Origin of the sequence: Enterobacter sp. 301B (assembly GCF_003850715.1) — a bacterium.
Classification (GTDB): Bacteria; Pseudomonadota; Gammaproteobacteria; order Enterobacterales; family Enterobacteriaceae; genus Enterobacter; species Enterobacter intestinihominis.
The window spans coordinates 1-23,662 of the sequence record NZ_PQTC01000003.1 but is presented as its reverse complement, the minus strand read 5'-3'; the positions used below and the strand labels follow the sequence as shown (position 1 = coordinate 23,662).

Here is a 23,662-nt window from a genome sequence, read left to right as displayed (position 1 = left end):
TCAATGCCAGACGGCTTGTCCTGAGACAAGCCGCCGGACGATTACCAGGATTGGGTTGCTTTGAAGGAATCGAGGATAGCTTTCAGCTTGCCTTCGATTTCGTCGTTATAGCCACCGGTCTGGTTGATCTCTTGCATCAGCGGAGCGTGATCACGGTCGACGTAAGCCAGCAGAGCGGCTTCGAAGCTACCGATTTTCGCCAGTTCCACATCTTCGAGGTAACCGCGTTCAGCCGCGAACAGTACCAGGCCCTGCTGAGCAACAGACATTGGCGCGTACTGTTTCTGCTTCAGCAGCTCGGTCACTTTCTGACCGTGGCTCAGCTGTTTACGGGTTGCTTCGTCCAGATCGGATGCGAACTGAGAGAACGCAGCCAGTTCACGATACTGTGCCAGCGCGGTACGGATACCACCGGACAGTTTCTTGATGATCTTGGTCTGAGCAGCACCACCCACACGGGATACGGAGATACCCGGGTTAACCGCCGGACGAATACCGGAGTTAAACAGGTTGGTTTCCAGGAAGATCTGACCATCGGTAATGGAGATTACGTTGGTCGGAACGAACGCAGAAACGTCACCCGCCTGGGTTTCAATGATCGGCAGAGCGGTCAGAGAACCTGTTTTACCCTTCACTTCACCTTTGGTGAAGTTCTCGACGTATTCCGCGTTAACGCGGGAAGCACGCTCCAGCAGACGAGAGTGGAGGTAGAATACGTCGCCCGGGAATGCTTCACGTCCTGGTGGACGACGGAGCAGCAGGGAAACCTGACGATAAGCAACAGCCTGTTTAGACAGGTCATCGTATACGATCAGCGCATCTTCACCGCGGTCACGGAAGTATTCGCCCATTGCGCAACCAGCGTATGGTGCCAGGTATTGCAGTGCAGCAGATTCAGACGCGGTAGCTACCACAACGATGGTGTTAGACAGTGCGCCGTGCTCTTCCAGTTTACGAACCACGTTGGAAATGGTGGACGCTTTCTGGCCGATAGCCACGTACACACATTTGATGCCGGAATCACGCTGGTTGATGATGGCGTCGATTGCCATCGCGGTTTTACCGGTCTGACGGTCACCGATGATCAGTTCACGCTGACCACGACCGATTGGGATCATGGCATCAACGGACTTATAACCCGTCTGCACTGGCTGATCAACGGACTGACGGTCGATAACGCCTGGTGCGATAACTTCGATTGGAGAGAAGCCATCGTGCTCAACCGGACCTTTACCGTCGATTGGCGCACCCAGGGTGTTAACAACGCGACCCAGCAGGCCACGGCCAACCGGCACTTCCAGAATACGGCCAGTACACTTAACCTTCATGCCTTCGGCAAGGTCAGCGTATGGACCCATCACAACGGCACCTACGGAGTCGCGCTCCAGATTCAGTGCGATAGCGTAACGGTTACCCGGCAGGGAAATCATCTCACCCTGCATACAATCGGCCAGGCCGTGGATGCGGATAACACCGTCACTTACAGAAACAATAGTACCTTCGTTGTGAGCTTCACTCACAACACTGAACTGAGCAATGCGCTGCTTGATCAGTTCGCTGATTTCGGTGGAATTCAGTTGCATGCTCCAGTCCCCTTAAGACTGCAAGACGTCTGCAAGGCGCTCAAGACGGCCGCGTACGCTGCCATCAATGACCATATCACCCGAACGGATGATTACGCCTGCCATTACAGACTTATCGATTTTGCAATTCAGCTTAACTTTGCGTGACAGACGTTTTTCCATCGCGGCGGTGATTTTCGCAAGCTGTTCATCACTCAGTTCAGTCGCGGAAGTTACTTCAACTTCAGCGGTAGCTTCACTAAGGGCACGTAAGTGCTCAAACTGCTCGAGAACATCCGGGAGCACACGGAGACGACCATTTTCCGCCATCACCTTAATCAGGTTCTGGCCGTTGGCATCCAGTTGCTCTCCGCACACGGCGATAAACGACGCGGCGAGGGTTTCAGGCGCTAACGCACCAGAAAGCAACTCGGCCATTTGTTCGTTTTTCGTCACCTCAGCGGCAAACGCCAGCATATTCTGCCAGCGATCGACATTTTGGTGTTCGACAGCAAAGTCAAAAGCTGCTTTGGCGTAGGGGCGAGCTACCGTAACAAATTCAGACATCAGCCCCTCCCTCCTTACAGTTCAGCGACAAGTTTGTCCACGATGTCGCTGTTAGCAGCTTCATCCACGGAACGTTCGATGATCTTCTCGGCGCCAGCAACAGCCAGAATCGCAACCTGCTTACGCAGTTCTTCACGAGCACGTTTACGCTCAGCTTCAATTTCAGCCTGAGCCTGTGTCACGATCTTAGTACGTTCCTGTTCTGCTTCAGCTTTGGCTTCGTCCAGGATCTGAGAACGGCGTTTGTTAGCCTGTTCAATGATTACCTGAGCTTCAGCTTTCGCTTTTTTCAGCTGGTCTGTCGCGTTGGCCTGTGCAAGGTCCAAATCTTTCTTAGCGCGTTCTGCGGAAGCCAGACCGTCAGCAATTTCTTTCTGACGTTTTTCGATGGCAGCCATTAAAGGCGGCCATACATACTTCATACAGAACCAGACAAAGAGAATAAACGCGATGGCCTGGCCGAGGATTGTTGCGTTCATGTTCACAGCACAATACCTCTTAAATTTCTGTGGCTTGGGGTTTTAAAACAACTACTACGCGACAGCAAACATCACGTACAGACCCAGACCTACAGCGATCATTGGGATTGCATCCACCAGACCCATAACGATAAAGAACTGAGTACGCAGCAGAGGAATCAGATCAGGTTGACGCGCTGCGCCTTCCAGGAATTTGCCCCCGAGGATGCCGATACCGATCGCAGCACCGATAGCCGCCAGACCCATCATCACAGCGGCAGCCATGTACAGCAGATCCATATTCAGGTTTTCCATGACAGTCTCCAGTTTGTTTCAATTAAAACGTAGTAGTGTTGGTAAAAAATCAGTGCTCTTCAGACGCCATCGACAGATAGACGATCGTCAGAACCATGAAGATAAAGGCTTGCAGCGTAATGATCAGGATGTGGAAAATGGCCCATGGCACATTCAGAATCCACTGTGACCACCACGGCAGAAGACCCGCGATCAGAATGAAAATCAGCTCACCCGCATACATGTTGCCGAACAGTCGCAGACCCAGTGAAACAGGTTTGGACAGCAGGCTAACGCCTTCCAGGATCAGGTTGACCGGAATAAACGCCCAGTGGTTGAACGGCTGCAAGGTAAGCTCTTTCACAAAGCCGCTTACGCCTTTCATTTTGATGCTGTAGAAAAGAATCAGGATAAATACGCCCAGCGCCATCGACAGGGTGATGTTCACGTCGGCAGACGGAACCACGCGCAGGGCAGGCAGACCGAAGACATGCTCGCCGATCCACGGCAGGAAATCGATAGGCAGAAGGTCCATCAGGTTCATCAGGAAGACCCAAACGAACACGGTCAGGGCCAGCGGAGCAATCAGCTTGCTCTTACCATGGTACATGTCTTTGACGCTGCCATGGACGAAGCCGATGATCATCTCGATGAACGTCTGGAATTTCCCTGGAACACCGCTGGTCGCTCGTTTAGCAACACCGCGGAACATGGCCAGGAACAGAAGACCCAAAACCACCGAGAAGAACATGGAGTCGATGTTGATCGTCCAGAAGGTGGCCGGGGGGTTATGTGGATCCACCAGCGAGAATGTACGCAGGTCCAGCTGAAGGTTATTCAGATGGTGACCTATGTAATCCTGCGGCGTCATATTTTCTGAAGCCATGATGCCTTTTACCCTTTGTTATTGATTACAGCTGGAGCCAGAACTTGTACCACCAGCACCAAAACCCACGTTGCTATCAGCGGCATGAATACCACTTTCAAAACCGCCAGCGCCATCACCAGTAGAGCAAAGGTCAGCAACACCTTACACACTTCGCCGAGAGCGAAGGACCAGGCCACGCGGCCTTTGGCGGGTGTATGCGCCTGATGACGCCAGGCAAAAATCATAAACAACACGTTTGGCAGAACCACCGCCAAACCTCCGCACGCGGCGGAGATGCCCCAGAAGGGGTCTTTGAGGCTAAACAGCAGTCCACTTGCTATCACAGCCAGAAACTGAATGAACAGAAGCTTACGAGCAACGTTTCTACTCAAGAGCGACACAGACATCACGTTTTTACTCCTGCTCCCTTCGAGGTATGCCGCGTGTCGTATAAAACGTCCTTTAAGGCTCAGAGTCAAGCATCAAAAAGCGGTCAAATTATACGGTGCGTACCCGTGATTTCAAACATTAAGTAGCGAAAAGGTGAATAAATGTTTAAATATTTTTCCCCAGTCCTATTTTTCAACTTTTGAACTCAGTGCCAACCTTCAGGCAAAACTGCAAACAGCGCGGAAACGTTGGTGATAAAGCGTGCACGAGATCACAAAATACACATTTGCGATAAAGTGGTATTTATCAAAGACGTAAAACGATTTATTTCATCCGATTGAAATTAAAGCAAAAAAATCGCAACTATTTTTAAAACAGAGCCGTATACAACAAAAACCTTTTATTGACATTCTTAATAAATATTTAACATTTCATTCTTGTTGCCTTTACCCACTTTTAGCAGGCTGATATTTTCATGGTTGACTATCTTCAGGGTGAACGAATCACTTCAGGTTAACCATAAGAAAATCCATGGTGACAACAAGGTTAAATTAACTACGGCCAAATCAGACTGGATGTGCTGCTTTTTAACACCATCAGAACAGCACAAATTCCACATTTTTTATTAATTTTTTAAAATGTGTTTGGCTTAATTATCACCAGATGACGCTCACCTTCGAGCTGAGGGATCTGGAGTTTTTCAATGGATTCCACTGCAAAACCGTCCGGAAGCTGCTCTATTTCGTCCCCCGGAAGTTGCCCTTTCAGCGCATAAAAACGGCCCTTATCCGCCGGCAGGTGTTTGCACCAGCTCACCATGTCATTGAGTGAGGCAAACGCGCGGCTGATAACGCCGTCAAACGGTGGCTCTGCCGGGAACTCCTCTACCCTGCTCTGCACGGGCGTGATGTTTTCCAGCTTCAGCTCATGCTGAACCTGTCGTAAAAAGCGTACGCGCTTGCCCAGACTGTCCAGCAGCGTGAAATGACTCTCCGGTCGAACAATAGACAACGGAACGCCCGGCAAGCCCGGACCGGTGCCCACGTCGATAAAACGTTCACCGGTAAGATACGGCGCCACAACGATGCTATCGAGAATATGGCGAATCAGCATCTCGTTGGGATCGCGTACGGAGGTGAGGTTGTACGCTTTATTCCATTTGTTCAGCATATCGACATAGGCCACCAGCTGATTTTTCTGGTGATCGGTGAGCGAAATACCTGCCTGTTCCAGCAGACGAGAGAGTTTATTGAGCACGGTGGATACCTGTTAAGAGATTTTTCGCCCGGTGGCACTGCCGCTTACCGGGCCTACGATTAAGTAGGGCGGGTAAGCGAAGCCACCCGCCAAAAGCAATGTTAATTACGCGCTGCGGCGCAGCATACCCTGCTTTTTCAGCCACACCAGCAGAATCGAAATTGCGGCAGGTGTGACACCGGAGATACGTGAGGCCTGGCCAATCGACACAGGTTTGTGATCGTTCAGCTTAGCGATCACTTCGTTGGAAAGCCCCGTCACCTGACGATAGTCCAGCATTTCCGGCAGCAGCGTATTTTCGTTGCGCTGCTGTTTTTCGATCTCATCCTGCTGACGCGCGATGTAACCTTCGTATTTCACCTGAATCTCGACCTGTTCAGCCGCTTCAGCGTCTTCAAGGCCCGGTGCGAACGCGGTCAGTTTGACCAGATTCTCGTAGGTGACTTCAGGACGGCGCAGCAGATCTTCACCACTGGCTTCGCGCGAAAGCGGCGCAGTTAAGTGAGCGTTCACTTCAGCAGCAGTTTCCGCCTGCGGATTCACCCAGGTGGTTTTCAGGCGCTGACGTTCCTGTTCGATACGCTCCAGCTTCTCGTTGAAGCGCGCCCAGCGTTCGTCATCCACCAGACCCAATTCGCGGCCCACCTCGGTCAGACGCAGATCGGCATTGTCTTCGCGCAGCATCAGGCGATATTCCGCACGAGAAGTAAACATGCGGTACGGTTCTTTTGTCCCCAGCGTGCAGAGATCGTCGACCAGAACGCCCAGGTAAGCCTGAGAACGCGCCGGTGCCCAGCCCTCTTTCTCGGCAGAGAAGCGGGCTGCGTTCAGACCGGCCAGCAGCCCTTGTGCGGCAGCTTCTTCGTACCCGGTGGTGCCGTTAATCTGGCCTGCGAAGAACAGACCCTGGATGAATTTGCTTTCCAGCGTCGGCTTCAGGTCACGCGGATCGAAGAAATCGTACTCAATAGCGTAGCCAGGACGAACGATCTTCGCGTTTTCCATCCCCTGCATTGAACGCACAATCTGCATCTGCACGTCGAACGGCAGGCTGGTGGAGATGCCGTTCGGGTAAATTTCGTTCGAGGTCAGCCCTTCAGGTTCGAGGAAGATCTGATGCTGGTTACGATCGGCAAAGCGCATCACTTTATCTTCGATCGACGGGCAATAACGTGGGCCGATCCCTTCGATCACGCCGGCGTACATTGGGCTGCGATCGAGGTTGCTGCGGATCACGTCATGGGTTTTTTCATTGGTGTGCGTGATGTAGCACGGCACCTGCTGCGGATGTTGCGCCGCATTGCCCATGAACGAGAACACCGGCATCGGGTTATCACCGTGCTGCTGTGCCAGTACGCTGAAATCAATGGTACGCGCATCAATTCGCGGCGGCGTACCGGTTTTCAGGCGGCTTACGCGCAGCGGCAGCTCACGCAGACGACGAGACAGCGGAATCGACGGCGGATCGCCCGCACGGCCACCGCTGTAGTTGTCCAGACCAATATGGATTTTACCGTCCAGGAATGTCCCGACCGTCAGCACCACCGCTTTTGCGCGGAACTTGAGACCCATCTGGGTCACGGCGCCAACAACACGATCGTTTTCCACGATAAGATCTTCTACAGCCTGCTGGAAGATCATCAGGTTCGGTTGGTTTTCCAGCGCGGTGCGCACAGCCTGACGGTAAAGCACGCGGTCTGCCTGTGCACGGGTGGCGCGAACAGCCGGACCTTTACTCGCGTTTAGTATCCTAAACTGAATGCCCGCATGATCGATCGCTTTCGCCATCAGGCCGCCAAGTGCATCCACTTCTTTTACCAGGTGTCCTTTCCCAATGCCGCCAATCGCCGGATTACAGGACATTTGTCCCAGCGTGTCGATATTGTGTGTCAAAAGCAGGGTCTGCTGACCCATTCGCGCTGCGGCCATTGCGGCCTCAGTGCCTGCGTGACCCCCGCCAATGATGATGACGTCAAAAGGATCCTGATAAAACATGGTGGTCTGCCTCGCGTAAAGCGGTTTGAAAATGGATTGAAGCCCGGGCCGTGGATTCTACTCAACTTTAGTCTTTCGAGAAAGCATTGGGGTCCTGGGCTATTAAAAAGAAGATCTTTTTATTTAGAGATCTGTTCTATTGTGATCTCTTATTAGGATCGCAGACCTTTGTGGATAAGTCCGATCCTATAAATAAAATCATGCAGTTAGGAAGGATCGTTTGCTGTGAATGATCGGTGATCCTGGACCGTATAAGCTGGGATCAGATCGCCACTTTACACACAGGTCAAAAACTAAACTAACGTTGTTCTTTGGATAACTACGGGTTAATACGAGCTTTTAACCAGAGTTATCCACATCTGATCGCACGATCTTTAATCGTTTTTGAGTAAATTTTTCCATTCCGCGAGCCAGATCTCAGCTGGATCTTCGGGAATATCATGATCGAGGATGTTGATCTTCAGTGTTTCACCCAGCTGTTTTGCTCCGCAGGCGGTCACCGCAGCTTCTACTTTCTCTATGGCGCCACAGAAAGTGTCATATTCACGGCTGCCGATCCCTACAGCGCCAAACCGGACGTTTGCCAGATCGGGCTGTTGTTCCAGCAGTTCGTCATATAAAGGTTGCAGGTTATCCGGCAGATCGCCCGCGCCGTGCGTGGAGGTGATCAGCAGCCAGACCCCGTCAGTCGGGAGATCTTCCAGCAGCGGTCCGTGCAGCGTTTGTGTAGAAAAGCCCGCGTCTTCCAGCTTCTCAGCCAGATGTTCCGCTACATATTCCGCACCGCCCAGGGTGCTGCCGCTGATAAGAGTAATGTCCGCCATTGATCGCTCGCTCAGATAAAGAGGCGGCCATTGTACGCTGTGAACGAGCTGGGATCTACCTGTGGAAAATGTGGGAATGAAATTGCCCGATCACGGGCGGATAGTACGCATGATCGGGTTTTGCAGGGAGATCAGGGTTTCGGTGGACTGAATTTCATCGATTGTTTGGATCTTGTTGATAAGTACCTGCTGGAGGGCGTCGATGGATCGGCACATGACCTTTATAAAGATGCTGTAGTGCCCGGTGGTGTAGTACGCCTCAGTGACTTCATCCAGCGCGTTCAGCTTCTCCAGCGCGGAGGGGTAATCTTTGGCGCTTTTCAGAATAATGCCAATGAAGCAGCAGACGTCGTAGCCGAGTTGCTTCGGGCTGACATCAATGCGTGCGCCGGTGATGATCCCGGCCTGCTTCATTTTCTCTACGCGAACGTGAATGGTCCCCGGGCTGACGCCAAATTGTTTCGCCAGTTCGGCATACGCGGTGCGTGCGTTGGCCATGAGCGCTTCCAGAATGCCGCGGTCCAGATTGTCGATCTGATAATTTTCCATAGGTTTTTCTTATGAAGATTAATGATTCCTTCTATTCTAGCGCCTTATTTTAACGAATCAAAAGTGAAGGTGGCTTTTTGTTGATGGGTTATTGAATTAAGCGCCTGTTCTGTTGCTTAATCAGTATCAACAGGACGCAGGAGTATAAATAATGAAAACCGCTTACATCGCAAAACAACGCCAGATCAGTTTCGTTAAATCCCATTTTTCTCGCCAGCTGGAAGAGAAGCTTGGCCTTATTGAAGTGCAGGCGCCGATTCTGAGCCGCGTGGGTGACGGGACGCAGGATAACTTGTCTGGTTGCGAAAAAGCGGTACAGGTAAAAGTGAAAACACTGCCAGACGCCCAGTTCGAAGTGGTTCATTCCCTGGCGAAGTGGAAGCGTCAAACCCTGGGACAACACGACTTCAGCGCGGGCGAAGGGCTTTACACGCATATGAAAGCCCTTCGCCCCGATGAAGACCGCCTCTCCCCCATTCACTCTGTCTACGTTGACCAGTGGGACTGGGAGCGCGTAATGGGTGACGGCGAGCGTCACGTCGGTACACTGAAATCCACCGTTGAGGCGATCTACGCCGGGATCAAAGCGACCGAAGCGGCCGTGAGCAAAGAGTTTGGTCTGGCACCGTTCCTGCCGGAAACGATCCACTTTGTTCACAGCCAGGAGTTGCTGAGCCGTTTCCCGGATCTGGATGCCAAAGGCCGTGAACGCGCGATCGCCAAAGAGCTGGGCGCGGTATTCCTGATCGGCATTGGCGGGAAATTGTCTGATGGTAAACGTCACGACGTCCGTGCGCCGGATTACGATGACTGGAGCACCGTGGGCGAGAGCGAATATGCCGGTCTGAACGGCGATATTCTGGTCTGGAACCCGGTTCTGGAAGATGCGTTTGAACTCTCTTCGATGGGGATCCGCGTGGATGCTGAAGCACTGAAGCGTCAGCTGGCCGTGACCGGTGATGAAGATCGTCTGCAACTGGAATGGCACCAGGCGCTGCTGCGCGGTGAAATGCCGCAGACCATCGGCGGTGGTATTGGCCAGTCTCGTCTGACCATGCTGCTGTTGCAACTGTCCCATATCGGTCAGGTACAGTGTGGGGTCTGGCCGCAGCAGGTACGTGAGAGCGTCGGTTCTCTTCTTTAATTAACGTCGCCAGCGTCTGAGCAGGCGGCTACGCAACCCGGTATCAAAGCGCCAGATGTGATCGAAGATGCGCATGATGCCGGGTTTTCCATGTGCAGACATCGCCACGGCATGGAAACGGTGCTGGTGCACGCGCTGCATCTCCTTCACTTTATTCACGACGTCGTCCGGCAGCCGCTGGGCAATAAAATCGGAAATCACCACCGCATCCGCGTCGTACCAGTCTCCGCCCTGCATGCGCTCAATGATGCTGCGAAAACAGCTGGCCAGATCGGTGCCGCCGCGAAAGCGCTGGCTTAAAAAGCGGATCGCCTGCTCCAGCCCCTGTGGGCTGGTCAGTTCATACCCCACCACTTCGCTGGAAAATAACATGATGTAGCAGCGACGACGATCGGCGAGCGCCACGCGCATCAGAGCCAGGCAGAACGCTTTTGCACACTGCTCGTTAAATCCCCCCATCGATCCGGACGTATCTACGCAAACAATGAATGGACCGCGCGGTTGCTCATCAAAGTCCTGATGCACCACCGGGCGCTGGCTGATTTTTTCGCGCCAGGCTTCGCCATGCAACCGATAGGTAAGAAGCTGTTTTTCCACCAGACGGCGATAAAACTCATACTCCAGTTCGGTCATTCCCAGCGTGCTGAGTTCCGTAGGCAACAGGCGCAGGATATCATCGCTTTGCTGTAAGCCGTCCACCTGCTCCGGTACGGTGGACGGCTCGCGTACCAGCGTACGAAAGGTTTCCATCGGCGCATCTTTCTTTGGAACTGACCTGGCCTCCCGGGAACGACCAAGCTGTTCAGCAAGCTTCATCAGCTCCGGCTGTTGTGCCAGAAAGTCGCCGTACTTCACGATCAACTGATAATCGCCACGTTTTAACTGACCGGCACTCATATCCCAGAGTCGACCGGCGGCGTTTTCATTCTCCACCAGCACCTGTTCTAGCTGGCCGCTTAACGTCATCCGCTCCTGAACTTCGCTTAACAGCTGTTCGCGCTCTTCGTCCAGCAACTGCTGGTTGAGAGAGGTGGCCTGAACGACAAGACTGAGCCGCCAGCGCTGTAAAAACAGCGTATGCAGGGCGGGAGTAAAGCTGGGGTTGTCCGTGACCAGCGCTCTGGCCTGGCTGGCAAACGGAGAGTGAACGTTATCTAGCAGCGTCAGGGTTTGCTGTATCTGGGCAATAAACTGCGGCGTTGAAAGCCGCTGGCACTGCTGGTAACCAGCCACTTCCTCTGTCAGTTCCGGCGGGACTTCCGTCTCCTTAAACCGCTGGCGCAGGTTATCGCGCCAGCGGGGAAGATCGTCCGTCATTGCCTTTCTGAGCTTCGGGAATTTTTCAAAGAAGGCCGCCAGCTGCGGTGAAGCGAGCAGGGTAATGACGACCTCTTCGATCAACCCTTCCTCGCTAACCGCCAGCATGACGTTAAGCGTGTCCAGCGTTAGCATTGACGCGCCTGTTTAATCTGCGCGCTGACATCCTGCAAGCTGGCTTCAATGCGACCTAACCAGTCGCTATGGATAAAGAGGCATTTCTGCTGCTCGCTGAAGCGCGTGTGCTGCTGATGCCATTCGTTATCCAGCGCTTCGAGCTGCTGTTTGATCTCCTCCGGAAGACTGTCAGAGGCCGTGCCCGGCAGCGCCAGGCGCGATCCCTGAAGGCTGACGTCGCGGATCACAAGGTGCTGGCTGCTGTCGACTTCCATCGACAGCGGCTGTGCAAAGCCGATACCGTTGAGTTTACCGCGGATCTCGCCGCCCTTATCCAGCCACTGAACCAGCGCAACGCGTTCGATCGTCACGTGCACCACCTGCATATCATGAAGCTTCAGCGGCTGCTGAAGAAGAAGTGTGAGCGAGGCGTCAGTCAGCTCGGCTGGCAGTTCATAGTGCGGTTTACGGGCAAACATCCCGCCAAGACGGTTCACCTTCAGCGCGGTTTTGTCACTTTGCTGCTGCTGAAGCTGAAGACGACGTTGGGCAATCGCCCCCAGTTGATTAAGCATGGATTGCTGACCCCACGCGTGCCCGGTCATCAAAACGTCCAGCTGCTGCTGCATCAGATTCATCCCTTCTGCGTCGTGCCACAGACAGTCTTTCAGCAGGATTAGATCGATGGGGGCGACAGCATCGCGGCCGCTGAACAGGGCGCTTGCCTGAAGCAGACGAATGGCTTTTTTCCAGCGACGGTCGGAGACGTACGGCGCGGAGGGCAATAAATCAAGCTGCTGGCGCAGCATGAAGATCAGCTCAAAGACGGCATCGGGCAGCTTAATTTTGCCTATCTCTTCCTGCCACTGGTCATACTCTTCGTCCGTGACCTGTAATGATGGTGCCACCGGATTTTCGTTTTCGTCCTGCTGGCTTACCAGCATTGAGCGGAAGTTCGATTTGTCCTGGACTTTATCCAGCCACAGGCGGATCAGCATGCGGTCATACAGCGCTTCAAGGCTGCTGTCGGCTTCGGGAAGTTCGTTAGACGCGGCCACCAGCAACCGCATGGGGATCTTCTCTTCGCTCGCGCCGTTGCGGAAGCGGCGTTCGTTGATTGCCGTCAGCAGGGTATTCAGAATGGCCGGGCCGGCTTTCCAGATCTCATCAAGAAAGACGATTTCCGCTTCCGGGAGATAGCCCGCCGTCAGACGTTCATAGCGTCCCTCATCTTTTAACGCCTGAATGGAGAGCGGGCCGAAAACTTCTTCCGGCGTGGAGAAACGCGTCATCAAATACTCGAATGCGCGAGCGTTCTGGAAAGCGAATTTGAGGCGGCGTGCGATCAGACTTTTGGCAATGCCCGGCGGACCCAGCAGAAACACGCTTTCCCCGCTCAGCGCCGCCAGTAAACAGAGGCGAATGGCGTGGCTACGCTCGTATAGGCCTTTCTCCAGCGCACTGCTGAGGCGGGAAATTCTTTCTGCTAATAAATGTGAGTGAGCCATAATAGTTTTGCATCCTTTCGCCGTCGTGGCGGCTAATTGAAGCGAGTATAGACGTTTCGGTCTGGCCAGGTAATAGGCTGAAGTGCGGCGCTATTTTCTTTGCGCTACATTAATGCGGCTGCATTTAGGGGTACGATTTTGCATTGAATCGTGCATACTGTGCGCTTTTTGTGGGCCAAGGGACTAAGCACACATTTGTTATTCAAACGAAAAGACTAGTCTATGAGCACTGATAATAAGCAATCATTACCCGCAGTAACGCTTGCAGCGATCGGGGTTGTCTACGGTGATATCGGCACCAGCCCGCTTTATACGCTTCGTGAATGTTTGTCCGGTCAGTTTGGTTTTGGTGTAGAGCGTGACGCCGTATTTGGTTTCCTCTCGCTCATCTTCTGGCTGCTGATCCTGGTGGTCTCCCTTAAGTATCTCTCTTTCGTTATGCGGGCTGATAACGCGGGCGAGGGCGGTATTCTGACCCTGATGTCCCTTGCTGGGCGCAATACGTCTGCAAGAATGACCTCCGTGCTGGTCATCATTGGCCTGATTGGCGGCAGCTTCTTCTATGGGGAAGTCGTGATTACGCCAGCGATTTCGGTGATGTCGGCCATAGAGGGGCTGGAGATTGTCGCGCCACAGCTTGATACGTGGGTGGTGCCACTCGCTATTATCGTGCTGACGTTGCTGTTTGCTATACAAAAACACGGTACCGGGCTGGTGGGTAAGCTGTTCGCGCCTATTATGCTGGCCTGGTTCCTGATCCTGGCGGCGCTGGGCTTACGCAGTATTATCGCCAATCCGGATGTCCTGCATGCGCTGAACCCAATGTGGGCGGTGCATTTCTTCCTGGAATATAAAGTGGTGTCGTTTGTGGCGCTGGGCGCGGTAGTGCTTTCCATTACCGGTGTTGAAGCGCTGTATGCAGATATGGGCCACTTCGGGAAACTCCCAATTCGCGTCGCCTGGTTTAGCGTTGTTCTGCCTTCACTGGTGCTGAATTACTTCGGCCAGGGCGCGCTGCTGCTTGCCCATCCTGAAGCGATTAAAAACCCGTTCTTCCTGCTGGCGCCGGACTGGGCGCTGGTTCCGATGCTGATCCTGGCGACGCTGGCGACGGTCATTGCCTCTCAGGCTGTTATTTCCGGCGTATTCTCCCTGACGCGTCAGGCCGTGCGTTTGGGTTATCTCTCCCCAATGCGCATTATCCATACCTCTGAGATGGAGTCAGGCCAGATCTACATTCCGTTCGTCAACTGGCTGCTCTATTTCGCGGTGGTGATTGTTATCGTCAGCTTCGAGCACTCCAGTAACCTGGCGGCGGCGTACGGTATCGCGGTGACCGGAACGATGGTGTTGACCTCTATTCTCTCCACCACCGTGGCGTACCGTAACTGGCACTGGAATAAGTTCCTCGTGGGGCTGATCCTGGTTGGCTTCCTCTGTATCGACGTACCGCTGTTCTCTGCGAACCTCGATAAGATTGTCTCCGGTGGCTGGCTGCCGCTGACGCTGGGTCTGGTGATGTTCATCGTGATGACGACGTGGAAGAGCGAACGTTTCCGCCTGCTGCGTCGTATGCATGAGCACGGTAATTCTCTGGAGGCGATGATCGCCTCGCTGGAGAAATCCCCGCCGGTGCGTGTGCCGGGTACGGCGGTGTATATGTCTCGTGCGCTGAACGTGATCCCGTTTGCGCTGATGCATAACCTTAAGCACAACAAAGTGCTGCACGAGCGCGTGATCCTGCTGACGCTGCGCACCGAAGATGCGCCGTATGTTCACAACGTGCGACGCGTACAGATTGAGCAGCTGTCGCCAACCTTCTGGCGCGTGGTGGCAAGCTACGGCTGGCGCGAAACGCCGAACGTGGAAGAGGTATTCCACCGCTGCGGTCTGGAAGGGCTGAGTTGCCGCATGATGGAGACATCGTTCTTTATGTCGCACGAGTCGCTGATCATCGGCAAGCGCCCATGGTATCTGCGCCTGCGCGGCAAGCTGTATCTCATCCTGCAACGTAACGCCCTGCGTGCGCCTGACCAGTTTGAGATCCCGCCTAACCGCGTGATTGAGCTGGGGACGCAGGTCGAGATTTAAGTCCTTTTAAAAAATGCCGGGTGGCGCTGCGCTTACCCGGCCTACCAGATCCTCAACATACCCGCCAAAATCACCTCAATATTTCACTTAGCGAAACGTTTCGACGCCGATCACAAATCCGTTACGTCATGATGGTTTTCTGAACACTTCTGCGGCTACACTGTTTTTAGCGAAACGTTTCGCTAGTGGAGCAAAAAATGAAGAAAGGCACAGTACTCAACTCAGAAATATCATCGGTGATTTCCCGTCTTGGGCATACCGATACGCTGGTGGTTTGCGATGCAGGCTTACCGGTTCCGCGCAGCACAACCCGTATCGATATGGCGTTAACGCAGGGCGTACCCTCGTTCATGCAGGTACTGGAAGTCGTGACGGCGGAGATGCAGGTTGAGGCGGCCATTCTCGCGGCGGAAATCAAACAACATAATCCGCAACTCCACGAAACGTTGCTCAGCCACATTGAGCAACTGCAACAGCACCAGGGAAACACCATAGAAATTCGTTACACAACTCACGAGCAGTTCAAACAACAAACCGCAGACAGTCAGGCGGTGATTCGCAGCGGGGAGTGTTCCCCGTATGCGAATATCATTCTCTGTGCTGGCGTCACCTTCTGAGGCCATCATGGACGCATTACTGCAACTCAAAGGGATCGATAAGTCGTTCCCGGGCGTTAAAGCCCTCTCTGGCGCGGCGCTGAACGTCTATTCCGGGCGTGTAATGGCGCTGGTGGGCGAAAACGGCGCCGGCAAATCCACCATGATGAAAGTGCTGACCGGGATCTATCAACGCGATGCCGGTTCGCTGCTGTGGCTGGGTAAAGAGACCACCTTCAACGGCCCGAAATCCTCTCAGGAAGCGGGCATTGGCATCATCCACCAGGAGCTGAACCTGATCCCGCAGCTCACCATTGCGGAGAACATCTTCCTCGGCCGTGAGTTCGTGAACCGGTTTGGCAAAATCGACTGGAAAACCATGTATGCCGAAGCGGACAAACTGCTGGCGAAGCTGAATCTGCGCTTTAAGAGCGACCGACTGGTGGGCGACCTTTCCATCGGCGATCAGCAGATGGTGGAGATCGCGAAGGTGCTGAGCTTCGAGTCGAAGGTCATCATTATGGATGAACCGACCGACGCCCTGACCGATACCGAAACCGAATCCCTGTTCCGCGTGATCCGTGAGTTGAAATCCCAGGGGCGCGGCATTGTCTATATCTCTCACCGCATGAAAGAAATTTTCGAGATCTGCGACGACGTCACCGTCTTCCGCGACGGGCAGTTCATTGCCGAGCGTGAAGTGGCCACGCTGACCGAAGATTCGCTGATTGAAATGATGGTGGGACGTAAGCTCGAAGACCAGTATCCGCGTCTGGACAAAGCGCCAGGAGAGATCCGCCTGAAGGTGGATAACCTCTGCGGGCCGGGTGTGGATGACGTCTCCTTTACCCTGCGCAAGGGCGAGATCCTTGGCGTCGCGGGCCTGATGGGCGCGGGACGTACCGAACTGATGAAAGTGCTCTATGGCGCACTGCCGCGCACCAGCGGCTACGTTACCCTTGACGGCCATGAGGTGGTCACCCGCTCGCCGCAGGATGGCCTGGCGAACGGCATTGTCTATATCTCCGAAGACCGTAAGCGTGACGGCTTAGTGCTGGGCATGTCGGTAAAAGAGAACATGTCCCTGACCGCGCTACGCTATTTCAGCCGCAGCGGCGGCAGCCTGAAACATAAAGATGAGCAGCAGGCGGTCAGCGATTTTATCCGTCTCTTTAACGTTAAAACCCCATCGATGGAGCAGGCGATTGGCCTGTTGTCCGGCGGTAATCAGCAGAAAGTGGCGATTGCCCGCGGGTTGATGACTCGCCCGAAAGTACTGATCCTCGATGAGCCAACTCGCGGCGTTGACGTGGGCGCGAAAAAAGAGATCTATCAGCTGATTAACCAATTCAAGGCCGACGGTCTGAGCATCATTCTGGTCTCTTCCGAGATGCCAGAAGTATTAGGCATGAGCGATCGCATTATCGTCATGCATGAAGGGCATCTCGGTGGTGAATTCACTCGCGAGCAGGCCACCCAGGAAGTTCTGATGGCTGCCGCTGTGGGCAAGCTTAATCGCGTGAATCAGGAGTAAGAAGATGACTACCCAGGCTGTTTCTGGTCGCCGCTATTTCACAAAGGCATGGCTGATGGAACAAAAATCGCTGATTGCCCTGCTGGTGCTGATCGCGATTGTCTCGACCATGAGCCCGAACTTTTTTACCGTTAATAACCTGTTCAATATTCTTCAGCAGACCTCCGTCAACGCCATTATGGCGGTGGGGATGACGCTGGTGATTTTGACCTCGGGTATCGATCTGTCCGTCGGTTCCCTGCTGGCGCTCACCGGTGCGATTGCCGCGTCGATTGTCGGTATTGAGGTCAACGCGCTGGTGGCCGTTGCTGCTGCGCTGGCGGCAGGTGCGGCAATTGGCGCGGTAACCGGCGTGATTGTGGCAAAAGGCCGCGTACAGGCGTTTATTGCCACGCTGGTGATGATGCTGCTGCTGCGCGGCGTCACCATGGTGTACACCAACGGTAGCCCGGTGAATACCGGCTTTACCGAAAACGCCGATCTATTTGGTTGGTTTGGTATCGGACGCCCGCTGGGTATCCCGACGCCAGTCTGGATCATGGCTATCGTCTTCCTGGCGGCATGGTACATGCTGCATCATACCCGTCTGGGTCGTTATATTTATGCGCTGGGCGGTAACGAATCGGCAACGCGTCTGTCCGGTATTAGCGTCAACAAAGTTAAAATTATCGTTTACTCCCTGTGCGGTCTGCTGGCATCTCTGGCGGGCATCATCGAAGTGGCGCGCCTCTCTTCCGCGCAGCCAACAGCGGGTACGGGCTATGAGCTGGATGCCATCGCGGCAGTGGTTCTGGGTGGTACGAGCCTTGCGGGCGGTAAAGGTCGCATTGTTGGGACATTGATCGGCGCACTGATCCTCGGTTTCCTGAATAATGGCTTGAATTTGTTAGGTGTTTCCTCCTATTACCAGATGATCGTTAAGGCAGTGGTGATTTTGCTGGCGGTACTGGTAGACAACAAAAAACAGTAACTGACGACACTACAGGACATCTTAGATATGAACATGAAAAAACTGGCTACCCTGGTTTCTGCTGTCGCGCTGAGCGCAACCGTAAGTGCTAACGCCATGGCGAAGGACACCATCGCGCTGGTTGTCTCTACCCTGAACAACCCGTTCTTCGTCTCCCTGAAGGATGGCGCGCAGAAAGAAGCAGACAAACTGGGTTACAACCTGGTGGTGCTGGATTCTCAGAACAACCCGGCGAAAGAGCTGGCTAACGTTCAGGACTTAACCGTTCGTGGTACCAAAATCCTGCTGATCAACCCAACCGATTCCGACGCGGTCGGTAACGCCGTGAAGATGGCAAACCAGGCGAAGATCCCGGTAATCACCCTGGACCGTCAGGCGACCAAAGGCGACGTTGTTAGCCATATTGCGTCTGATAACGTACTGGGCGGCAAAATCGCCGGTGACTACATCGCGAAGAAAGCAGGTGAAGGTGCGAAAGTGATCGAGTTGCAGGGTATCGCCGGGACTTCCGCGGCCCGTGAACGTGGTGAAGGTTTCCAGCAGGCTGTAGCGGCGCATAAATTCAACGTGCTGGCGAGCCAGCCGGCAGACTTCGACCGTACAAAGGGTCTGAACGTCATGCAGAACCTGCTGACCGCGCATCCTGATGTGCAGGCGGTATTCGCACAGAACGACGAAATGGCGCTCGGTGCGCTGCGTGCGCTCCAGACTGCGGGTAAATCAGATGTGATGGTTGTCGGATTTGACGGCACGCCGGATGGTGAAAAAGCAGTAAATGATGGCAAACTGGCTGCGACCATTGCTCAGCTGCCTGAGCAGATTGGCGCGACTGGCGTGCAAACTGCCGATAAAGTGCTGAAGGGCGAAAAAGTTCAGGCCAAATATCCTGTTGACCTGAAACTGGTCATTAAGCAGTAAAGGCGATTCAGGCAGTCGCTGGCTGCCTGAGGGACACCAAATAAAAGAAAAGTGTGGCATACGCCACCGGGTAATACCGGTGGCGCTCTCAGATGGACACCTCAATACATGAAAACCGCAGGCAACCTCGTCGTCCTTGGCAGTATCAATGCCGATCACATTCTTAACCTTGAAACGTTCCCCACTCCGGGCGAAACCGTCACCGGCAATCAGTATCAGGTGGCGTTCGGCGGTAAGGGTGCAAACCAGGCAGTTGCCGCCGGACGCAGCGGGGCAAATATCGCGTTTATCGCCTGTACGGGTGATGACGATACCGGCGAGCGCGTACGCAAACAGCTGGCAAGCGACAACATCGACATCGCACCCGTCAGCGTGGTTGCAGGGGAATCTACCGGCGTGGCGCTGATTTTCGTCAATGCGGAAGGTGAGAATGTCATCGGTATTCATGCGGGGGCTAATGCCGCGTTAACGACTGAACGCGTCGAAGCGCAGCGTGGGATCATCGCCGGAGCGGAAGCCCTGCTGATGCAGCTGGAGTCACCGGTTGAAAGCGTACTGGCCGCTGCGAAAATTGCGCATGAAAATCATACGTCTGTCGTACTTAACCCGGCGCCTGCCCGTGTATTATCAGACGAGCTGCTGGCGCTGGTGGATATCATCACCCCGAACGAAACCGAAGCGGAAAAGCTGACGGGTATCCGTGTCGGAAATGATGACGATGCCGCGCGTGCCGCGCTTGCGCTGCATGATAAAGGCATCGGCACCGTGATCATCACCCTCGGCAGCCGTGGGGTGTGGGCTAGCGTCAATGGCGAAGGCCGTCGCGTACCGGGCTTTAAGGTCAAAGCCATTGATACCATCGCCGCAGGTGACACCTTCAACGGTGCGCTGGTAACGGCGCTGCTGGAAGGAAAAGCAATGGATGACGCGATTCGCTTCGCGCATGCCGCCGCCGCGATTGCGGTGACGCGTAAAGGCGCTCAGCCTTCTGTTCCATGGCGTAAAGAGATTGATGAATTCTTAAGTCAGCAGGGGTAACGCTTGGCCACAATGAAAGATGTCGCCCGTATGGCGGGCGTTTCTACCTCGACTGTCTCCCACGTTATCAATAAGGATCGCTTCGTCAGCGAGGCGATTCGGGAGAAAGTTGACGCTGCAATTAAAGAACTCAACTATGCGCCGTCTGCGCTGGCCCGCAGCCTGAAGCTTAACCAGACGCGCACCATCGGCATGCTGATCACCGCCAGTACCAACCCTTTTTATTCTGAACTGGTGCGCGGCGTGGAGCGCAGCTGCTTCGAGCGCGGCTACAGCCTGGTGCTGTGCAATACCGAAGGCGATGAGCAGCGCATGAACCGAAACCTGGAGACGCTGATGCAAAAACGCGTCGACGGGCTGCTGCTGCTCTGTACCGAAACGCATCAACCCTCGAAAGAGATCATTCAGCGCTACCCTTCTATTCCTACGGTCATGATGGACTGGGCGCCGTTCGATGGCACCAGCGATCTGATCCAGGATAACTCGCTGCTGGGTGGCGATATGGCGACCCAGCATCTGATAGATAAAGGCCATACCCGCATCGCCTGTATTACCGGCCCGCAGGATAAAACCCCGGCGCGCTTGCGTCTGGAAGGCTATCTTTCGGCCATGGAACGGGCGGGGCTTGCCATTCCTGATGGCTATCGCATCACCGGCGATTTCGAATTTAACGGTGGATTTGAAGCAATGCAGAAACTGCTGGCGCAAGAGTCGCGCCCGCAGGCGGTGTTTATCGGTAACGATGCGATGGCATTCGGAGCTTATCAGGCGCTGTATCAGGCGGGATTACGTGTTCCGGACGACATGGCGATCGTCGGTTACGATGATATCGAACTGGCGCGCTACATGACGCCGCCGCTAACTACCATCCATCAGCCGAAAGATGAACTGGGTGAGCTGGCCATTGATGTGTTGATCCACCGTATGGCCCAGCCCACGCTGCAACAGCAACGTTTGCAGCTTACTCCTGTTCTGATGGAACGCGGTTCGGTTTAGCCTTCTCTTTGTGACGCTCTTTAATCAGGTTCCGGCCGTCTTTTGGTTTTAACAACATAAAGACCACCGCCGATACCACGGTAAGCGCGCCCATGGTGATAAAGGTATAGTGGAACTGCTCAACGGTATTTGTACCGTCAAACCCTTCATAAAACCGCAGTACCGCCGCGCTCACGGCAACCCCGAGGCTGATCGACAGCTGTTGAGTGACCGCCAGTACGCTGTTGCCGCTGCTGGCATTCTCGTCGGTGAGGTCCCCAAGGGTGATGGTGTTCATCGACGTAAACTGCGTCGACATGGCCATACCCAGCACAAACAGCGGCAGGATCAGCATCCAGATGGGTAACGCCGCAGATTGCAGGGAGAACTGCGCAATCATCAATCCAATAAAGATCGTCACGCCAACCAGCGTCTTACGATAGCCAAACCAGCGCAGCACCTGCGTGACCGTCGATTTTGCCAGAATTGAGCCCATCGCTGTGGGGGCCATCATGCAGCCAGCAATCAGGGCCGGATAGCCGAAACCGACCTGGAGCATCAGCGGCATCAGGAACGGTACGCAGCCCGTGCCCAGACGCGAGGCAATATTGCCCGCGATCCCGACGGAAAACGTTCGGGTGTTAAACAGAGATAAAGAGATAAGCGGTGTCGGATGGCGACGTGCATGACGGATATATAGAAGGAACAGCAGAATACCGCTAAGAATGATGGCCAGCGCCAGCCACGTCGCTACGATTTTCTCGCCAAACAGCTCCATCCCGCTGGAGAACAGGACCAGGCTCAGGCCAAACAGGAAGAAGCCGCCCATATCGAAGCTGCGTCGTGGTGTGGTGAAGTTCGGCATATATTTGCGGGCATAGATTAGCCCTGCCACACCAATCGGAATATTAATCAGGAAGATCCAGTGCCAGCTTGCCCAGGTCACCAGTACGCCGCCGAGAACCGGGCCAAGTATCGGGCCGACCAGCCCCGGCATAGTCACAAAGTTGAGCACCGGGAGCAGTTCGCTGCGCGGATAGGCGCGCAATAACGCCAGACGCGCGACGGGCATCATCATCGCGCCGCCTATCCCCTGTAGAACGCGGAAGATAACCAGTTCCGTCAGAGAGGTAGAAAGGGCGCAAGCCAGAGAACCGAGGGTGAACAGCGTCACCGCCAGCATAAACACTTTGCGCGTGCCGAAACGATCGGCCAGCCAGCCGCTGACCGGAATGAGCATCGCCACCGTCAGGGTATAACTGATGATGGCGGATTGCATCGCCAGTGGGGAGCGGTTAAGGCTTTGGGCTATTGCGGGAAGGGCGGTATTGAGGATAGTGGCATCCAGTGCCTGCATAAAGAACGCCATGGCTGCAATCCACGGCAATCCGGCCATACTGCGTGCTTTTTTCTCTGTCATTTATTTACCTGCTGGTGGGTTGGCGCCGCCAGCAACGCCTGGCACTCACTCAGGGCTCGCTGCCCGTCGCTTTCCTGAATGGCATCGACTATCGCCTGATGCAGATCCAGCTTCACCACCTCATCCTGTGTGATAGAGGCAAAGTAAGTGTGGTACACCGAATGGAATAAAGAAGCAAAGGAGGTCAGGAAAGGATTTCCGCTCATATTATAGATATGTTCATGCCAGGCCATATCGACCTCTATCCAGCGCTCGCGGTTAAAGTGCTTTTTCAGATCCACCATCTCTTCCATAAAAGTATTGAGCTGCGCTTTTTGCTCTGCTGTGCCGAGCGTGGCGGCAAGCAGACAGGCCTGAGGCTCAAGACTGCTGCGCATGACCAGAAAGTGATCGACGACCTGATTAAAGTTATCTTCGGTCATCCACCAGGTGAGTAACTCCTGATCGAGAAAGTTCCAGTTCCCCTGAGGCATAACGCGGGTGCCAATGCGCGGGCGTGGAAGCACCATCCCTTTCGCCGTTAATGTTTTTACCGCTTCGCGAACGGCGGTACGGCTTACACCAAACTGATCCCCCAGCTCCATCTCGCTGGGCAGGATGCTACCTGGGGCATATTTACCCGCTAAGATCAGCTGAGCCAGCTTTTCTGCCAGCACATAGGACAGGTTTTTTTGAGCTGCCAGCTGTTGAGCGCTTAATGGCATCGCTTTTATTCCTTAAATATTGATGCGGCTAATTATGCCATCTCAGGGGTGATTGTGGTTGCAGATACACCAATTAGAACAATTTGTAGCTTGATCTCATCGCTTTTGGTGAAAAAAAACACGGTCAGAAACTTTTTTTAAATTACCTCTTGTCACTTCAGAAGAACTCCCTATAATGCGCCTCCACTGACACGGAACAACGGCACGCAAGCCGCCGGGTCAGCAGAGAAAAGCAAAATAAACGCTTGACTCTGAAGCGGGGAAGCGTAATATGCACACCCCGCGCCGCAGCGAAAACGTAGCGGCACTGCTCTTTAACAATTTATCAGACAATCTGTGTGGGCACTCAAAGTGACATGGATTCTTAACGTCCTCGGACGAAAAATGAATACCAAGTCTCTGAGTGAACATACGTAATTCATTACGAAGTTTAATTCACGAGCATCAAACTTAAATTGAAGAGTTTGATCATGGCTCAGATTGAACGCTGGCGGCAGGCCTAACACATGCAAGTCGAACGGTAACAGGAAGCAGCTTGCTGCTTTGCTGACGAGTGGCGGACGGGT

Annotated in this window: 22 protein-coding genes and 1 rRNA gene; 9 read left to right on the top strand and 14 right to left on the bottom strand. The window is 54.0% G+C overall.

Annotated elements, in window-relative coordinates; translation table 11 throughout:
- Positions 1-41 precede the first annotated feature (41 nt).
- The 10 genes from atpA to asnC form a co-directional block, all read right to left on the bottom strand.
- The gene (gene atpA, locus C3451_RS04315; protein ID WP_006808751.1) at positions 42-1,583 is read right to left on the bottom strand and encodes a F0F1 ATP synthase subunit alpha; all 1,542 of its coding nucleotides are present in this window, start codon (positions 1,581-1,583) and stop codon (positions 42-44) included.
- Between the two features lie 12 nt (positions 1,584-1,595).
- Positions 1,596-2,129, bottom strand: coding sequence for a F0F1 ATP synthase subunit delta (gene atpH, locus C3451_RS04310; RefSeq protein WP_003862369.1), 534 nt, complete (start codon positions 2,127-2,129; stop codon positions 1,596-1,598).
- Between the two features lie 14 nt (positions 2,130-2,143).
- A complete protein-coding gene (atpF, locus tag C3451_RS04305; RefSeq protein ID WP_003862370.1) occupies positions 2,144-2,614 on the bottom strand; it encodes a F0F1 ATP synthase subunit B in 471 nt (156 codons plus the stop codon).
- A gap of 48 nt (positions 2,615-2,662) precedes the next feature.
- Positions 2,663-2,902 (bottom strand): F0F1 ATP synthase subunit C, encoded by a 240-nt coding sequence (atpE, locus tag C3451_RS04300; protein WP_000429386.1) that lies wholly within the window; start codon positions 2,900-2,902, stop codon positions 2,663-2,665.
- A gap of 49 nt (positions 2,903-2,951) precedes the next feature.
- Complete coding sequence (atpB, locus tag C3451_RS04295; RefSeq protein ID WP_022649873.1) at positions 2,952-3,767, bottom strand: F0F1 ATP synthase subunit A; 816 nt, start codon at positions 3,765-3,767, stop codon at positions 2,952-2,954.
- An 8-nt stretch (positions 3,768-3,775) separates the two neighbouring features.
- The gene (gene atpI, locus C3451_RS04290) at positions 3,776-4,156 is read right to left on the bottom strand and encodes a F0F1 ATP synthase subunit I (protein ID WP_003862375.1); all 381 of its coding nucleotides are present in this window, start codon (positions 4,154-4,156) and stop codon (positions 3,776-3,778) included.
- 616 nt (positions 4,157-4,772) lie between these two features.
- Positions 4,773-5,396 carry a 16S rRNA (guanine(527)-N(7))-methyltransferase RsmG gene (rsmG, locus tag C3451_RS04285; protein WP_022649872.1) on the bottom strand — a complete coding sequence of 208 codons (624 nt, stop codon included), beginning with the start codon at positions 5,394-5,396 and terminating at the stop codon, positions 4,773-4,775.
- A 105-nt stretch (positions 5,397-5,501) separates the two neighbouring features.
- Positions 5,502-7,391 (bottom strand): tRNA uridine-5-carboxymethylaminomethyl(34) synthesis enzyme MnmG, encoded by a 1,890-nt coding sequence (gene mnmG, locus C3451_RS04280; RefSeq protein WP_022649871.1) that lies wholly within the window; start codon positions 7,389-7,391, stop codon positions 5,502-5,504.
- A 374-nt stretch (positions 7,392-7,765) separates the two neighbouring features.
- Entirely contained in the window at positions 7,766-8,215 is a 450-nt protein-coding gene (gene mioC / locus C3451_RS04275) for an FMN-binding protein MioC (protein WP_032626719.1), read from the bottom strand.
- A 90-nt stretch (positions 8,216-8,305) separates the two neighbouring features.
- Positions 8,306-8,764, bottom strand: a complete 459-nt coding sequence (gene asnC, locus C3451_RS04270; RefSeq protein WP_003862383.1) for a transcriptional regulator AsnC — start codon at positions 8,762-8,764, stop codon at positions 8,306-8,308.
- Between the two features lie 151 nt (positions 8,765-8,915).
- Here asnC and asnA point away from each other — a divergent pair, with 151 nt between their 5' ends.
- Positions 8,916-9,908 (top strand): aspartate--ammonia ligase, encoded by a 993-nt coding sequence (asnA, locus tag C3451_RS04265; protein ID WP_003862385.1) that lies wholly within the window; start codon positions 8,916-8,918, stop codon positions 9,906-9,908.
- Here asnA and viaA read toward each other — a convergent pair whose 3' ends face one another.
- Together viaA and ravA are read right to left on the bottom strand one after the other, a co-directional pair.
- Positions 9,909-11,360 (bottom strand): ATPase RavA stimulator ViaA, encoded by a 1,452-nt coding sequence (viaA, locus tag C3451_RS04260; RefSeq protein ID WP_045620982.1) that lies wholly within the window; start codon positions 11,358-11,360, stop codon positions 9,909-9,911.
- Positions 11,354-12,850: an ATPase RavA gene (ravA, locus tag C3451_RS04255; RefSeq protein ID WP_022649869.1), complete on the bottom strand. Its 1,497-nt coding sequence runs from the start codon at positions 12,848-12,850 to the stop codon at positions 11,354-11,356. Before ravA ends, viaA begins: the two co-directional genes overlap by 7 nt.
- Before the next feature lie 222 nt (positions 12,851-13,072).
- On the opposite strand from ravA, the gene kup reads away from it, so the two are divergent.
- The 7 genes from kup to rbsR all read left to right on the top strand — a co-directional run bounded on the left by kup (position 13,073) and on the right by rbsR (position 20,993).
- Positions 13,073-14,941, top strand: coding sequence for a low affinity potassium transporter Kup (kup, locus tag C3451_RS04250; RefSeq protein WP_006808744.1), 1,869 nt, complete (start codon positions 13,073-13,075; stop codon positions 14,939-14,941).
- A gap of 197 nt (positions 14,942-15,138) precedes the next feature.
- Positions 15,139-15,558: a D-ribose pyranase gene (rbsD, locus tag C3451_RS04245; RefSeq protein WP_003862392.1), complete on the top strand. Its 420-nt coding sequence runs from the start codon at positions 15,139-15,141 to the stop codon at positions 15,556-15,558.
- A gap of 7 nt (positions 15,559-15,565) precedes the next feature.
- Positions 15,566-17,071: a ribose ABC transporter ATP-binding protein RbsA gene (gene rbsA / locus C3451_RS04240; RefSeq protein WP_022649867.1), complete on the top strand. Its 1,506-nt coding sequence runs from the start codon at positions 15,566-15,568 to the stop codon at positions 17,069-17,071.
- Positions 17,072-17,075: 4 nt separating this feature from the next.
- Positions 17,076-18,041: a ribose ABC transporter permease gene (gene rbsC, locus C3451_RS04235; RefSeq protein ID WP_022649866.1), complete on the top strand. Its 966-nt coding sequence runs from the start codon at positions 17,076-17,078 to the stop codon at positions 18,039-18,041.
- A 27-nt stretch (positions 18,042-18,068) separates the two neighbouring features.
- The gene (gene rbsB / locus C3451_RS04230) at positions 18,069-18,959 is read left to right on the top strand and encodes a ribose ABC transporter substrate-binding protein RbsB (RefSeq protein ID WP_003862397.1); all 891 of its coding nucleotides are present in this window, start codon (positions 18,069-18,071) and stop codon (positions 18,957-18,959) included.
- A gap of 108 nt (positions 18,960-19,067) precedes the next feature.
- On the top strand, positions 19,068-19,997 hold the full coding sequence (rbsK, locus tag C3451_RS04225; protein WP_045620981.1) for a ribokinase: 930 nt from the start codon (positions 19,068-19,070) through the stop codon (positions 19,995-19,997).
- Between the two features lie 3 nt (positions 19,998-20,000).
- Positions 20,001-20,993, top strand: coding sequence for a ribose operon transcriptional repressor RbsR (gene rbsR, locus C3451_RS04220; RefSeq protein WP_074142893.1), 993 nt, complete (start codon positions 20,001-20,003; stop codon positions 20,991-20,993).
- Here the strand turns inward: rbsR and mdtD are convergent.
- Both mdtD and C3451_RS04210 read right to left on the bottom strand, forming a co-directional pair.
- Positions 20,959-22,392, bottom strand: a complete 1,434-nt coding sequence (gene mdtD, locus C3451_RS04215) for a multidrug transporter subunit MdtD (RefSeq protein WP_023305119.1) — start codon at positions 22,390-22,392, stop codon at positions 20,959-20,961. The genes rbsR and mdtD overlap by 35 nt on opposite strands.
- Positions 22,389-23,096 carry a FadR/GntR family transcriptional regulator gene (locus tag C3451_RS04210; protein WP_045620979.1) on the bottom strand — a complete coding sequence of 236 codons (708 nt, stop codon included), beginning with the start codon at positions 23,094-23,096 and terminating at the stop codon, positions 22,389-22,391. The genes mdtD and C3451_RS04210 overlap by 4 nt, the downstream gene beginning before the upstream one ends.
- 452 nt (positions 23,097-23,548) lie before the next feature.
- On the opposite strand from C3451_RS04210, the gene C3451_RS04205 reads away from it, so the two are divergent.
- Positions 23,549-23,662: ribosomal RNA gene (locus tag C3451_RS04205) — 16S ribosomal RNA — on the top strand; the annotation flags it as partial.